This is a genomic window from Zoogloea sp. (assembly GCF_028693495.1).
Taxonomy (GTDB): Bacteria; Pseudomonadota; Gammaproteobacteria; order Burkholderiales; family Rhodocyclaceae; genus Zoogloea.
Genome location: NZ_JAQUVG010000044.1, coordinates 13,098 through 27,555, shown reverse-complemented (window position 1 = coordinate 27,555; position 14,458 = coordinate 13,098). Strand labels below are relative to the sequence as shown.

Sequence of the window (14,458 nt, the reverse complement as noted above, 5' to 3'; positions counted from 1 at the left end):
AGGAGCGGGTGCCCGGGGGGGCATCACGCCAGGCCAGGTGAGGGTTGCGATTGGCGCCCAGGCATACATGGCCTTCGCTGGCGGGGATGCAGAAGGAAAATTCGCCTGGAATAACGGCGCCGTCGGCCAGGCTATGGCTGCTCAGTTGCATGATGGTGTGTCTCCCTGGAAATCAATTCGGGGATTCTAGCCAAGTTCCTGCATGCCGGGTTCCGGTTCAGGTGGTGCTGCGTCGCCGGAAATCCTTGATCCGAAAGCCCAGCCCGAAGAGCACCCCGAAATACACCCCGATGCCACCGATAACCAGGGCACAGAGGCGCAGGGTACGCTCCAGACCACTGGCGGCCAGCCACAGGCTGTCCGGTCCGGCAGCCCAGTGAATGCCTGCAGCCAGTACTCCAAGGGCGCTCAGGAGTTTGCCAAGGAAACCCAGCCAGCCGGGCTGAGGATGATAGACCCCGCGCTGGCGCAGGCCCCGGTAGAGCATGCCTGCATTGAAGCACGAGGCCAGGCCGATTGAGAGCGCCAGACCGGCGTGGGCCAGCCAGCCGATGAAGGCCAGGTTCATGGCCTGGGTCAGGGCCAGGGTGAGCAGCCCGATCTTGACGGGGGTCCGTATGTCCTGGCGGGCGTAAAAGGCCGGCGCCAGCACCTTGACGAGGATCAGCCCGGCAAGGCCGATGCTGTAGGCGATCAGGGCGGTGCGTGTCTGGAGCACGTCTTCTGCTGCGAAGGCACCATGATGGAAAAGGGTGGTGATCAGGGGCACCGCCAGCAGTGCCAGGCCCAGGGCGGCGGGCAGGGTGAGCATCAGGGTCAGGCGAAGCCCCCAGTCGAGGAGTTCCGAGAACGCCTGCGGGTTCTTGTCCGCGTGCATCCTGGAGAGGCTGGGCAAAAGGATGGTTCCCAGGGCGACGCCGAGCATGCCGGCGGGAAACTCCATCAGGCGGTCCGCGTAGTAAAGCCAGGAGACGCTGCCGCTGGGCAGGAAAGAGGCGAATACGGTATTGATGAGCAGGGAGATCTGACTGACTGAAACCCCCAGGATCGCAGGTGCCATCAGCTTGAGAATACGCCGGACGCCCGGGTCGGAGAAGCGCAGGGAAAAGCGTGGCAGCATGCCGATCCTGGCCAAGGGGCGAAGTTGCAGCAGCACCTGGGCCAGCCCCCCGATGAAGACCGCCCAGCCCAGGGCCAGGATCGGGGGATCGAAATAAGGTGCGGCAAAAAGAGCCATGCCTATGAACGAAAGGTTCAGCAGTACCGGCGTGAAGGCCGGAATCGCAAAGCGGCTCCAGGTGTTCAGGACGCCGCCGGCCAGCGCGACCAGCGACATGAAGAAAATGTATGGAAAAGTGATCCGGGTCAGCTCGACGGTCAGGGCAAATTTTTCCGGGCTGCCGGAGAAGCCTGGTGCGGTGGTATGGATGATGGCGGGGGCTGCGAGGGCTCCGAGTATGGAGATGATCAGCACCACGACACCGAGGACGCTGGCCACGTGGCTGATCAGGGCGTGGGTCTCGTCTGCGCTGCGCTGGTTTTTGTACTCGGCCAGGATCGGCACGAATGCCTGGGAGAAAGCGCCTTCGGCAAACATCCTGCGCAGCAGGTTGGGCAGGCGGAAGGCTACGAAGAAGGCGTCTGTCTCAACGCCAGCCCCGAAGGATCGGGCGACGACGAAGTCCCGTACGAAACCGAGAATGCGCGACAGGAGCGTCATGCCACTGACGGTGGCGAGGGCGCGGAGCAGGTTCATCGAGGCCATCGAGACGCCGTTCGGTGCAAAAGGGCGCATGTTAGCGGCTTGTGTTGCCCTGCAGCAATGCGATTTTCCTGATGGGATGCCACGGGTGCCAGGGCCAATGCCCGACTTGGTAGGCGATGGGGTAAAATAAGAAAAATTTTTGTGAGCTTGACCTGATGAAAACCACGTTCCTAGATTTTGAGCAGCCTATTGCAGAGCTTGAGGCAAAGATCGAAGAACTACGCTTTGTGCAGGATGATTCGGCGGTGGATATCTCCGAGGAGATTGCCCGTCTGGAGCAGAAGAACTATGGCCTGACCAAGGACATCTACGCCAAGCTGACGCCCTGGCAGTGCGCCCTGGTGGCCCGTCATCCCCAGCGGCCATACACGCTGGACTACGTGCAGCACATCTTCACTGATTTTCGCGAGCTGCACGGCGATCGCAGCTTTGCCGATGACAAGGCGATCGTGGGTGGTCTGGCCCGTTTCAACGGCCAGTCCTGCATGGTCATCGGGCACCAGAAAGGGCGCGATACCAAGGAAAAGATCTACCGCAACTTCGGCATGCCGCGGCCCGAGGGGTATCGCAAGGCCATGCGCCTGATGAAGCTGGCGGAAAAATTCGGCATTCCTGTCTTCACTTTCGTGGACACGCCAGGTGCCTATCCGGGGATCGATGCCGAGGAGCGCGGACAGTCCGAGGCCATCGGTCACAATCTTTACGTGATGGCTGAACTCAAGGTCCCCCTGATCTGTACGGTGATCGGTGAGGGGGGCTCCGGTGGCGCCCTGGCCATCGCCGTGGGCGATCATTTGATGATGCTCCAGTACTCCACTTATTCGGTGATCTCCCCCGAGGGGTGCGCCTCCATTCTCTGGAAGAGCGCCGAGAGGGCTTCGGATGCAGCGGAGACCATGGGCATCACGGCAGGCCGGCTCAAGTCCCTGGGCCTGATCGACAAGGTCGTGAGCGAACCCGTGGGGGGGGCTCACCGGGATCATCGGGCAATGGCCCAGACCCTCAAGCGGGCCCTCCAGGACGCCCTGCGGCAGGTCTCGGAGTTGTCTCCGTCCGAACTGCTCGAGCAGCGCTACGAGCGCCTGATGGGCTACGGTAAGTTCAAGGAAATTGCCGTCGATTGACCCGGTTGCAGAGGTCGTTGCCAACTGGCAACGGCTGCCTTGCCGGCCCGCCAGGCTTCGGGTCGGGCTGAGTGGCGGACTGGATTCCTGCGTATTGCTGCATGTACTGGCCGGGCTCCGCGATTGCCTCGGTTTTGAACTTCAGGCTGCCCATGTGAGCCATGGGCTGGTGGCGGGTTCGGAAGCCTGGTTTGACACCTGTGCCCGTCTTTGTGATGCCTTGGGTGTTGAATTGAGTCTTTCCCGGGTGCAGGTGTCCCGTACGCATCCAGAGGGGCTGGAGTCTGCAGCGCGGGAAGCCCGGAGAGCTGCTCTCGATCGTCTGGGGTCGGCCATGCTGGTGTTGGCCCATCATCGGGATGATCAGGCTGAAACCGTGTTGTTCCGGGCTGTCCGGGGTGCTGGCCCGCATGGTGTCGCGGGCATGCGCAGCCTGGATCTGCGGGGCCCCAACCCGGTTTGGCGTCCCTTGCTCGCCGTTCCCCGACAGGCTCTTGAAGCGTATGCGCGCCTGCATGCGCTCAGCTGGGTGGAAGATCCCAGCAACCAGGATCTGCGTTTTTCCCGTAATTTTCTGCGCCATGCCATCCTCCCCTCCCTGAATGCACGCTTTCCAGGCGCAGGGGCCGCTCTGGCGCGCCTTGGGCGTCTCAGCGCCGAGGCGATCGAGCTGCTCGATGAACGGGCCGACGAGGATCTGAGCACGTTGTGCCGGGAGGGGCAGGCCCGCTGGGCCCTGGCCGGGTGGCAGTCCCTCGCGCCGGCCCGCCGCCGCAACCTGCTGCGTCGCCTTCTTACGCTTGCCGGTGAGCGCCCGCCGGATGAGGATCGGCTTCTGGAAATGGAGCGTCAGCTCTGTGAGGCGGGGGCTGGGGAAGGGCGACGGTTGCCGTGGGAGCGTGTCGCGCTCTGCGCCTACCGGGGAGATCTGTGGCTGGAAGCAGCCTTGCTGCCGATGCCGTCTCCACTGTACTGGCATGGGGAAGCGCAGCTGGGGTGGGCCGGGGGGGAGATCCGGGTTGAGCGTGGGTTTGCTGTAGGCCTCTCGCGGGCGCTTCTGGCCGGGCGATCCTGCGAGTTCCGTCCCCGTCAGGGGGGGGAGCGGCTGGAGCTCCATCCGGGCGGTCCAAGCCGGAGCCTGAAGAATCTCTTTCAGGAGGCCGGTGTTCCTCCCTGGCTCCGGGCGCATCTGCCCTTGCTGTGGGTGGACGGGGCACTGGCCTGGGTGGCCGGAGTGGGGGTGGCTGCAGCCTTCCGCTGTCTGCCCGGGCAGGAAGGGGACGTCTTGGTCTGGTCCCGGATGCCTGTGGCGCCGCAGACCTGATCAGTCCCGTCCAGGGGCCAGCAGCTGGGCCAGTTCGACCGCTGAGCGGACGCCCATTTTTTCAAAGACCCGGGCTCGGTGGACTTCCACGGTGCGCATGGAGATATTCAGTGCATCGGCGATGACCTTGTTGAACTTGCCCGCCAGCACCAGGTTCATGACTTCCTGTTCCCTGGGGGTCAGCTGGGCCAGCCGGCTTGTGACGCAGGCCTGGGTTTCTTCACTGGCATGGCGCCGGGCGTCGTTATCCAGTGCCCGGAGGACGACATCGACCAGGGCGTTGTCGTCAAAGGGCTTTTCCAGGAAGTCGAAAGCGCCTTTCTTGAGGGCTCCGACGGCCATCGGAACGTCGCCGTGGCCTGTCAGGAAAATGACGGGCAGGAGATTGCCGCGGGCGAGCAGGGCATCGAAGCACTCCAGTCCGCTCATCTCATGCATCCGTATGTCCAGCACCACGCAGCCCCGCCACTCTGCCTGCCAGTCTGTGAGAAAGGCCTCGGCCGACGCCCAGGCCCGGCTGCTTACGTTGCGGGTGCGGAAGAGCCATGTGAGGGCGTCGCGGATGGCTTCGTCGTCATCGACAATGTATGCGAGGGGTGCGCTCATGGGGCTATTGGCAGCGAGAAATTGAAAATCGTACCACCCGCCGGGTGAGCCTCGAAGCTCAGCCGGCCCCGGTGCAGTTCGGCGATGGAACGGCATATGTTCAGTCCCATGCCCATTCCTTCTTCCTTGGTGGTGAAGAAGGGTGCAAAGAGCTTTCCGGCGACCTCGGGCGGAATCCCCCGGCCCCGGTCAGCCACGCTGAAGACCAGCATGCCGTCCTGGTGACGGGTACGCAAGCTGACCTGCCGTTCGGCACGGGGGGTGTTGGCCATGGCATCCATCCCATTGCGGATCAGATTGACTGCGACCTGTTCGATCATCACCGGATCAGCAGCAACCGGGGGCAGAGGGCTGGCCAGGTCCAGCCCAATGCTCACCCCCTGCCGCTGGGCATCCGCTTCGACGAGTCCGACCGCCTCCCGGAGAATGGTGTTGAGGTCCACAGGCTCGAACTTGGGTTCGCTGCGCCGGACGAAGGCATGGACCCGGCGGATGATCTGCCCCGCCCGCTGCGCCTGCTTGCCGATCTTGGCGAGGATGCCGAGGAGCTCCTGGCGAGGCAATTGCCCTTGCTCTATCAGGTTGATGCAGCCCGTGTTGTAGCTGGATATCGCGGCCAGGGGCTGGTTGAGTTCGTGGGCCAGGGTTGATGCCATTTCACCCATGGTGACCAGGCGGGCCGTGGCCTGCAGGCGCTCCTGCTGCTGGCGCGCGAGTTCCTGGGCCTTGTTCTGCTCGGTGACATCCACCATCGACCCCATCCAGCCAATGTGTTTCCCGTCCGAGTCGATCAGGGGGGCTTCGATCATGAGTGCGTCGAAGCGCTCGCCGTTGCGACGCATGAGGCGAACCTCGATGCCCTGTACCGGTGCGTTGCCTTTCAGCACCATTTCATGCACTGCGAGGGTCTGCTCCAGAGATTCGGGTGCCCAGTAGGGCATGGGCGGATGTCGTCCCACCAGTTCCTCCGCGCTCCAGCCGACCATCCTGCAGAAGGCCGGGTTTACATAGGTGATGCGTCCCTTCAGGTCGCGGGCGCGCATGCCGGTATTCAGGGAGTCTTCCATGGCCTTGCGAAAGGCATGCTCGGCCCTGAGGGCCTGCTCGGCAGCCTGTCGCCGCTGCATGTGGCGACGGAGCTGCCAGAGGCTCCAGACGATGGCCGTGGCGAGGACGCCCAGGGAGCCCATGAGCAGCAGGGGAATCCAGCGCACCTCGTTCTTGTAGGCGGTGATGCTCAGGGTGAGGCCGTGTCCGGGCGGCTCCAGAGCCATTTCATAATTCAGGGACGAAAGGGGCGAGACCTTGGATTTGGCGGCAACCTCGGTTCCGGCAGTATTGGTGACAGCCACCCGATAGCGCTCGGAGAACCACCAGGGAACCTGACGGGACAGCAGACTGTTGAGGGAATACACCCCCACGACGGAACCGAGATAACGACCACCGTCGAAGACCGGGATATGGGCTTCGAACTGGGTCTGGTTGTCGATGACCGCGTAGGCATCGCTATACACCGGACGCCCCATGGAGCGGGCAAGCCGGTAGGCGGAGGAGGACGGGAAGGTACCGGCGGCCTCGCCGACGAGATGACTGTCGGTATATGGGGGGCCGGCACCCAGCACGGCCCCATCCTGATTCAGCCAGAGGATGCGGATCAGGCCGGTGTCCGCATCCAGGGCGTTCTTGAGGCGGGCCGCAGTGGTGCTGTCCAGGGTGCGACCGCTGAGCAGGGCAGGGCCGAGCTGGCTCAGCTGGGAGCTGTTCCGGTCAAACTGGAAGGACAGGTTCTGCTCCATCCACAGGACGTCGTTGATCAGAGTCGCCCGTTGTTCTTCCGTGTCCTGACGGTAAGTGAGCCACAGCAGCGCGGCCATAGTGGCGATGAACAGGGCCATGGCGGCGTAGGGCAGGCTCCAGTACCAACCGGGGGGAGGTGTGGAGGGTGAGGAGGGCGGCAAGGGATTCAGGATCACGGAGGTTGATGTGCTTTTATCGCTTTGAAGGGGAGTGCCTGCCATCAGGTGTTTCCACACTGCGGATGTCCACAATTGTTGTGCGCTCAGAGCGCCCATGATAGTTCAAGGACAATCGGTCCTTGTTTTGGCGACAATGACCAAAAATAAATTCCTGAACTGGAGACAAAAATGAAATTTCGTACTGTTTTTTTCAGTCTTGCGGCGCTCGGCTTGTGTGCTTCCGCATCCGCCCAGGCGCCTGTAGTGATCAAGTTCAGCCATGTGGTGGCGGCTGATACGCCCAAGGGCAAGGCCGCCGAATTCTTCAAAAAGCGGGCCGAGGAGCTGACGAAAGGCAGGGTGAAGGTAGAGGTGTATGCCAATAGCGCCTTGTACAAGGACAAGGAGGAGCTTGAGGCCTTGCAGTTGGGCGCAGTCCAGATGCTGGCCCCTTCGCTGGCCAAGTTCGGCCCCCTCGGCGTCAAGGAGTTCGAGGTGTTCGACCTGCCCTACATCTTCGATGACTACAAGGGTCTGCACCGGATCACCCAGGGGCCGGTGGGCGAAAGCATCCTGAAGAAACTCGAGCCGAAGGGGATTGTCGGCCTGGCCTTCTGGGACAATGGCTTCAAGTCCTTCTCCGCAAACACTCCCATCCGCACCCCGGCTGACCTGCGGGGGAAGAAGTTGCGCATCCAGTCTTCCAAAGTGCTGGAGGAGCAGATCCGCTCGGTGGGTGGCATGCCCCAGGTGATGGCGTTCTCCGAGGTCTACCAGGCCCTCCAGACCGGAGTGGTGGATGCTACCGAAAATCCCCATTCCAACATGTTTACCCAGAAGATGCATGAGGTGCAGAAGCACATGACCGTGACCGACCACGGCTACCTGGGCTATGCCGTCATCGCCAACAAGAAATTCTGGGGGGGCCTCCCGGCGGAAGTCCGAGGCCAGCTTGAACAGGCGGTGAAGGAGTCCACTGCTTACGCCAACAAGATTGCCAAGGAAGAGAACGACAAGTCCCTGGAGGGCATCAGGAAGAGCGGCAAGACCCAGATTTATGTTCCCACCCGGGAAGAGAAGCTGGCGTTCAAGAGGGCCATGGTGCCGGTGCACCAGAAGATGGAAGGGCGCATTGGCAAGGATCTGATCCAGTCGATCTACAAGGAAACGGGCTTCGATCCGGCGAAGCTGTAACTCCCGTTTCCGTTTTCCGGCCTGCTCTGAAGGGTCATTGCTTGCGCAGGGGAGAATGGCAGCCGGGTGCAATGCCCGGCTCATCCCGTGGCGTCTGGACTGGTTACGGTGTTTGGCCCCCTAACCCCTTTGTGATAAAAGGTCGTGTCCCGGTAGCCACCCCCTTGGCTGCGGGTGTTGTCTGTGAGGCCCTCGTTGTCCCCTTCTCCTGTTACTCATGTGCAGGACTGCTATCACTGCGGTCTGCCGATTCCTTCCGATGTGGACCTGCCTGTCGATATCGACGGTGCTCGTCGCCAGACCTGCTGCACGGGCTGTCAGGCGGTGGCTGAATCCATCGTTGCCAATGGCCTGACCGACTACTACAAGCGCCGGGATGCCATGCCCGAGCAGGCCCGGGAGGCGATGCCGGACGAGCTCAAGGATCTGGGATTGTTCGATCATCCGGATTTCCAGAAAGACTTCGTCAAACCCATCGGAGAGCATGAGCGGGAGGCCGCGCTGATCCTGGAAGGCATTACCTGCTCGGCCTGCATCTGGCTCAATGAGCAGCATGTGGCTCACCAGCCTGGAGTCACCGCGGTGGATATCAACTATGCCACCCGTCGTGCCCGGGTGCGCTGGGATGAGCGGAGGGTCAAGCTGTCAGACATTCTCGCGGCGATCCAGGCCATCGGTTACCGGGCCTATCCTTACGACGCCACCCGCTCCGAGCAGATTTCCCAGCGGGAGCGGCGGTCTGCCCTGTGGCGGCTGTTCGTTGCCGGCTTTGGGATGATGCAGGTGATGATGTACGCCTTTCCGGTGTATGTGGCTGATCCGGGGGATATGACCAGCGACATCGAATCGCTCATGCGCTGGGCCAGCCTGATCCTGACTGCCCCGGTCGTCCTGTACTCGGCAGCACCCTTCTTCCGGAATGCATTCCGGGACATCCGTTTGCGTCGCCTTGGCATGGATGTGCCCGTGGCCCTGGGAATTGGTGCAGCGTTTGTTGCCAGTTGCTGGGCGACGTTCGCGGGGGCAGGGGAGGTGTACTTCGATTCGGTGACGATGTTCGTGTTCTTCCTCCTGTGCGGGCGTTACGTGGAAATGCTGGCCCGTCAGAAGGCGATCCGCGGGGTTGAGGAACTGGGCAAGGCCCTGCCCGCCTTTGCCGAGCGACTGGCAGGTTATCCCTCACCCGAAGGGGATCGGGTGCCCGTTTCCCAACTGAAGGCCGGTGACATCATCCGGATCAAGCCTGGCGAGACGGTGCCGGCAGACGGCGTGGTGGTCGATGGGGAAAGTGCGGCCAACGAGGCGCTGCTGACCGGGGAGAGTCGCCCGGTACCCAAGCGCCCCGGGCACGAAGTGACTGGAGGGAGCGTGAATGTCAACAGCCCCCTGTGCGTCCGGGTGACCCGGACAGGAGAGCACACCCGGCTCGCCGCGATCCGCCAGTTGATGGAAAGAGCCTCCACCGAGAAGCCCCGGGTCGTTCAACAGGCGGACAAGGTGGCAGCCCATTTCATCATTGCCTTGCTGGTGCTGGCCTGCGTCACGGCTGCCTGGTGGTGGTGGCATGACCCGGACCGGGCACTCTGGATCTTCGTGTCCGTACTTGTCGTGAGTTGTCCTTGTGCGCTTTCCCTGGCTACACCGGTTGCCCTGACCGTCGCGACCGATTCCCTGGCACGGATCGGTGTGCTGGTGACCCGTGGGCATGCGATCGAGGCCTTTGCCCGGGCCGGTCATTTCGTGTTCGACAAGACCGGTACGCTGACCTATGGCGAAATGCGGGTGGAAGGTGTGCGCGTCTTCGGGCCGCTTGCCGAGGCACAGGTGCTGGGCCTGGCTGCCGCACTGGAGCAGGGTTCGGAGCATGCGATTGCCACGGCCCTACGGCTGAGGGCCTCAGGGATGGAATTGCCTGTGTTCACCGACGTACGTGCAACGACAGGGCAGGGGGTGTCCGGGCGATTGGGCGGAGTCGAGTACCGGATCGGACGCCCTTCCTTCGTGGCGGAATTGGCGGGGACATCGGTGCTGGAGGCCATTCACCTGGACGAACAGAGTGGTCGAACGGTGATCGCCCTGGGGGATGCTTCCGGCTGGCTGGCCGCCTTCGTGCTGTCGGACGGCCTGCGAGAAGACTGCCCCGCGGCATTCGAGTCCTTGCGCGCCAAGGGCATACCGATTTCCATCTTCAGTGGTGATACGCCGGCAACAGTGGAAAGCCTGGGTCGTCAATTGGGAGTGAGCCGGGCGGAGGGGGGAATGACGCCTGAAGGCAAGCACGCCGGACTCAGGGCCCTGCAGCAAGGGGAGGCCGTGATTGCAATGGTGGGCGACGGGGTCAATGACGCACCGGTGCTCGCTCAGGCTCAGGTGTCCATTGCCATGGGTGGAGGAACGGATCTCGCCCGTAATCAGGCCGACATCGTGCTTCTCAGCGGCCGGCTGGCATCGCTGGCAGAGGGGCATGATCTGGCCCTGCGCGCCCTGAAAATCATCCGCCAGAATCTGTGGTGGTCTTTTGCCTATAACTTCACGGCCATTCCGCTGGCCATGTTTGGGTTGGTCACCCCCTGGATGGCGGGGATCGGCATGTCGGCCAGCTCGCTGTTTGTGGTGCTCAATGCCCTGCGCCTTCAGCGCCGGGTACAAGCCTGAGGTCTGATGATGGAAAGCCTGTATTTGCTGATTCCCCTCTCGATCCTGCTGGTCTTTGTGATCGGCCTGATTTTCTGGTGGTCCGTCAGGAATGGCCAGTTTGATGACCTCGAAGGGCCAGGGTACCGGGTGGTCAGTGACGACGACACACCCAGGCCTGCTCCGGGGCCAGGCCACAGGGAGGGTGTTTCCCCGGACATGAAACCTCCCGCGACATGAGACACCCCTGACAACTGAGGGGTTTTTGACCCAAATCAAGATGGTGGCCAGAGCGGACGTGCACAATGCGCGGCAGGTTCAGGACGCAAACACGAGCAACATCAAGCGTTCCCGGCACGTCAGTGCCAAAGCTGAAGTCTCTCTGTTGGGGTTGGGGGTGCGCGATGCGCACCCTTTTTTTGTCCACGCCCACCCGCTGGGCCCCGTCACCTCCGCTGGATTGGCGCCCGCACGGTCAGGGGGTTGCCGAAAAACGCCGTGGTGGCGCTTCAACCTGTTAAAATCCGCGGCTTTCGGTTTTTCGACCATCCTGAGACTTACTGGAGACTGACTCATGGCCATTGAACGTACCCTGTCCATCATCAAGCCCGATGCCGTTGCCAAGAACGTGATCGGCCAGATCTACGCCCGCTTTGAAGGCGCCGGCCTCAAGGTCATCGCCGCCAAGATGGCGCATCTGTCCGAGCGCGAAGCCGGCGAGTTTTACGCTGTTCATAAAGAGCGTCCCTTCTTCAAGGATCTGGTGTCCTTCATGACTTCCGGTCCGGTGATGATCCAGTGCCTCGAAGGCGAGAGTGCCATCGCCAAGAACCGCGAGCTGATGGGTGCCACCGATCCGAAGAAGGCCGAGAAGGGCACCATCCGCGCCGATTTCGCCGAGTCCATTGACGCCAACGCCGTCCATGGTTCCGATGCGCCCGAAACCGCTGCTGTGGAAGTGGCTTTCTTTTTCCCCGGCATGAACGTTTACAGCCGTTAATGATCTCTGAGGGCGGGATGCGTTCTTTGTGCCCCGCCTTCAAGGATGGACATGCCCGTGGTCAATCTTCTCGATTTCGATGCCGACGCCCTCGCCGACTGGTTCGTCCAGCAGGGTGAGAAACCTTTTCGTGCCAAGCAGGTGCTCCGTTGGGTCCACCGTTTTGGCGCGACCGACTTCGAGCAGATGACCGATGTGGCCAAGTCGTTGCGGGCGAAACTCGCAACGACTGCCTGCATCACGCCACCGGTGCCCGTTCGCGACAGTGTCTCTGCAGACGGGACCCGTAAATGGCTGCTCGATGTGGGCAATGCCAATGCAGTCGAAACCGTCTTCATCCCCGAAACCAATCGCGGCACCTTGTGCATCTCGTCCCAGGCGGGCTGTGCTCTCGATTGTGCCTTCTGCTCCACCGGCAAACAGGGCTTCAACCGTAACCTCAGCGCAGCCGAGATCATCGGCCAGTTGTGGCTGGCCAACCGCCTGCTGGGCGCCGATGGCAGTGGTGAGCGGGTCATCAGCAATGTGGTGATGATGGGTATGGGTGAGCCTCTTGCCAATTTCGACAACGTCGTTTCGGCCCTCAGGCTGATGCTCGACGACAACGCTTACGGGCTTTCCCGGCGGCGCGTAACCGTGTCCACTTCCGGAATCGTGCCTGCCATGGATCGTCTGCGCGATGCCTGCCCGACAGCCCTGGCCGTTTCCCTGCACGCATCCAATGATGCCTTGCGTGACCGGCTCGTGCCCATCAACCAGAAATACCCCTTGCGGGAATTGATGGCGGCCTGTCAGCGTTATCTGCAAAAAGCCCCGAGGGATTTCATCACTTTCGAATACGTGATGCTTGACGGCGTGAATGATACCGATGCCCATGCCCGCGAATTGATCGCGCTGACACGGGACGTTCCCTGCAAGTTCAACCTGATTCCCTTCAACCCTTTTCCCCAGGCTGATTTTGGCCGCTCGCCTGCTCCCCGCATCCGTCAGTTTGCAGAAATCCTGATCAACGCGGGCATTGTCACCACGACCCGCAAGACCCGCGGTGATGACGTGGATGCGGCCTGCGGCCAACTGGCGGGCCAGGTCAAGGACAAGACCCGTCGCACCACGCGTGTCGTTCCCATCGTGGAGGAGTGATCTTGAGGCTTGTGTGGATTTCTGGCTTGGCCAGTCTGCTCCTGGTAGCCTGTGCAGGCCCGCAGGTGCCTCCGGGGGCCGTGCGCATGGAGCGCCCCGCGTCGGAGCTGCCCGTCACCAGCGATGCCCGGCGCAAGGCAAAGACCCATGTGGAACTCGGTCAGGCGTATTTTCAGGTAGGGCGCTTTGGCGTTGCGCTCGATGAAGCGCGATCGGCTGTGCGCCATGACGCCAGTTACGCTCCGGCTTACCAGTTGATGGGGCAGGTGCACATGTATCTGGAAGAAAACGTCGTGGCGGATGCCAATTTCAGCCATGCCCTCAGCCTGGCTCCCGGCGATCCCGAAATTCTCAACAGTTACGGGTGGTTCCTGTGCGCCCAGGGCCGGGAAAAGGATGGCCTTGAAAAACTGGGGCAGGCGATGCGCAACCCCTATTATCAGACACCGGCCCGGGCCCATGCCAACGCGGGTCTGTGCCAGTTGCGGCTTCAGAACGACGTTGCGGCTGAGCAGCAGTTCAGGAAGAGTCTGGATCTCGATCCGACCAACCTGCCAGCCTATTATCATCTGGCGGGAATCAGTTATCGGAGAGGCGCTTTCGAGGGTGCCCGACTTTATCTGGCCGAACTGCACAAGGGTGTTGAGCCGACGGCCGAGAGTCTTTGGCTGGCCATTCGTGTGGAGCGGCGGCTGGGGGACCGGGCTTCAGAAGCATCTCTGGTGGGGCAGTTGCGTCGCCGTTTTCCCACCTCTCCCGAATATCAGGCTTTCCAGCAGGGACAGTACCAGTGACCGAAAACAAGCTGTCTTCCGCCTCCACCCAGGATCAGGAGGCTGCCGTCCGGGCGGGCCTGACGCTCCGTCAGGCCCGGGAGGCTCAAGGCATGAGCGTGGCCGAAGTGGCCCACACGCTCAAACTGAATCTCAGGCAGATCCATGCGCTGGAGTCCGGGCAATTTGAAGCCCTGCCTGGCCACGCGTTCATCCGGGGATTTTTGCGCAACTACGCTCGCTTGCTGAAAATCGACCCGACCCCCCTGATGGAGGGGTTGGTAGCGCCGGCTGCCATGGCGGGCGTCGAGCTGGCTCCTGCATCGAATGCAGAGGGAGCGCTTCCCCAGGTTGGCCGCGGACGTTTCCGCCGCTCCGTACTGCCTGGAGCCCTTGCCGCACTTGGACTGTTCGGAATTGTTCTGGCTGGGTGGTACTACGATACTCAGCGCAGCAAGCCGGCACAGGATCTGGCAGCGGGTTTGCCACCGTCTGCGCAGGGGGCCGAAGCCGAGGCGGTTGCCGGTGATCCGGCCAGCATTTCCGGAAGCCCCGCGGGTGTCATGCCTGCGGTGACTGCCGCGGAAGAGGGGGCGCTGGCACCGCCGGTTTCCCCCCAGATGGCCCCGTCCGTGGAGGCGCCCGCAGCAGTGGCGCCGCTCACGGCTGCCGATATGGGTGCGGGCCGGACAGAAGGCGGCGACACCCTGATCTTCGAGTTTGCCCAGGATGCCTGGGTCGAGATCAAGGACAAAAATGGCAGGATCGTGTTTTCACAGCTTGGCAAGGCTGGGGCCCGGCAGGAAGTGAAGGGTCAGCTTCCTCTGGCGCTGGTGATTGGCAACGCCCGTCATGTAAAGCTGCAGCGTAACGGTGCGCCAGTGGACCTGGCGCTCTCCACCAAAGCGACGGTTGCCCGTCTCAAGCTCGAGTGATTGGACGG

Annotated in this window: 12 protein-coding genes and 1 pseudogene; 9 read left to right on the top strand and 4 right to left on the bottom strand. The window is 62.3% G+C overall.

The window, feature by feature from the left end; all coding sequences use genetic code 11:
- Both PHD22_RS09075 and murJ read right to left on the bottom strand, forming a co-directional pair.
- Positions 1 to 151: pseudogene (locus PHD22_RS09075) on the bottom strand (phospholipid-binding protein); the annotation flags it as partial.
- Between the two features lie 66 nt (positions 152 to 217).
- Positions 218 to 1,756, bottom strand: a complete 1,539-nt coding sequence (gene murJ, locus PHD22_RS09070) for a murein biosynthesis integral membrane protein MurJ (RefSeq protein WP_299865348.1) — start codon at positions 1,754 to 1,756, stop codon at positions 218 to 220.
- Between the two features lie 164 nt (positions 1,757 to 1,920).
- Between murJ and PHD22_RS09065 the strand changes: the two genes are divergently transcribed.
- Together PHD22_RS09065 and tilS are read left to right on the top strand one after the other, a co-directional pair.
- Entirely contained in the window at positions 1,921 to 2,889 is a 969-nt protein-coding gene (locus PHD22_RS09065) for an acetyl-CoA carboxylase carboxyltransferase subunit alpha (protein WP_299865337.1), read from the top strand.
- The gene (tilS, locus tag PHD22_RS09060; protein ID WP_299865334.1) at positions 2,876 to 4,213 is read left to right on the top strand and encodes a tRNA lysidine(34) synthetase TilS; all 1,338 of its coding nucleotides are present in this window, start codon (positions 2,876 to 2,878) and stop codon (positions 4,211 to 4,213) included. The genes PHD22_RS09065 and tilS overlap by 14 nt, the downstream gene beginning before the upstream one ends.
- Here tilS and PHD22_RS09055 read toward each other — a convergent pair whose 3' ends face one another.
- Together PHD22_RS09055 and PHD22_RS09050 are read right to left on the bottom strand one after the other, a co-directional pair.
- Positions 4,214 to 4,819 (bottom strand): response regulator, encoded by a 606-nt coding sequence (locus PHD22_RS09055; RefSeq protein ID WP_299865331.1) that lies wholly within the window; start codon positions 4,817 to 4,819, stop codon positions 4,214 to 4,216.
- Positions 4,816 to 6,792 (bottom strand): PAS domain S-box protein, encoded by a 1,977-nt coding sequence (locus tag PHD22_RS09050; protein WP_366520711.1) that lies wholly within the window; start codon positions 6,790 to 6,792, stop codon positions 4,816 to 4,818. The genes PHD22_RS09055 and PHD22_RS09050 overlap by 4 nt, the downstream gene beginning before the upstream one ends.
- 171 nt (positions 6,793 to 6,963) lie before the next feature.
- Between PHD22_RS09050 and PHD22_RS09045 the strand changes: the two genes are divergently transcribed.
- The 7 genes from PHD22_RS09045 (at position 6,964) to PHD22_RS09015 (ending at position 14,450) form a co-directional block, all read left to right on the top strand.
- Positions 6,964 to 7,968, top strand: a complete 1,005-nt coding sequence (locus PHD22_RS09045) for a TRAP transporter substrate-binding protein (protein ID WP_299865328.1) — start codon at positions 6,964 to 6,966, stop codon at positions 7,966 to 7,968.
- 195 nt (positions 7,969 to 8,163) lie between these two features.
- Complete coding sequence (locus tag PHD22_RS09040; RefSeq protein ID WP_299865325.1) at positions 8,164 to 10,623, top strand: heavy metal translocating P-type ATPase; 2,460 nt, start codon at positions 8,164 to 8,166, stop codon at positions 10,621 to 10,623.
- 9 nt (positions 10,624 to 10,632) lie between these two features.
- On the top strand, positions 10,633 to 10,842 hold the full coding sequence (ccoS, locus tag PHD22_RS09035) for a cbb3-type cytochrome oxidase assembly protein CcoS (RefSeq protein WP_299865342.1): 210 nt from the start codon (positions 10,633 to 10,635) through the stop codon (positions 10,840 to 10,842).
- 334 nt (positions 10,843 to 11,176) lie between these two features.
- On the top strand, positions 11,177 to 11,602 hold the full coding sequence (gene ndk, locus PHD22_RS09030; RefSeq protein ID WP_299865322.1) for a nucleoside-diphosphate kinase: 426 nt from the start codon (positions 11,177 to 11,179) through the stop codon (positions 11,600 to 11,602).
- Positions 11,603 to 11,647: 45 nt separating this feature from the next.
- Entirely contained in the window at positions 11,648 to 12,742 is a 1,095-nt protein-coding gene (gene rlmN / locus PHD22_RS09025) for a 23S rRNA (adenine(2503)-C(2))-methyltransferase RlmN (RefSeq protein WP_299865319.1), read from the top strand.
- A gap of 26 nt (positions 12,743 to 12,768) precedes the next feature.
- On the top strand, positions 12,769 to 13,536 hold the full coding sequence (pilW, locus tag PHD22_RS09020) for a type IV pilus biogenesis/stability protein PilW (RefSeq protein WP_299865316.1): 768 nt from the start codon (positions 12,769 to 12,771) through the stop codon (positions 13,534 to 13,536).
- Positions 13,533 to 14,450: a RodZ domain-containing protein gene (locus PHD22_RS09015; RefSeq protein ID WP_299865313.1), complete on the top strand. Its 918-nt coding sequence runs from the start codon at positions 13,533 to 13,535 to the stop codon at positions 14,448 to 14,450. Before pilW ends, PHD22_RS09015 begins: the two co-directional genes overlap by 4 nt.
- Positions 14,451 to 14,458: the final 8 nt, after the last annotated feature.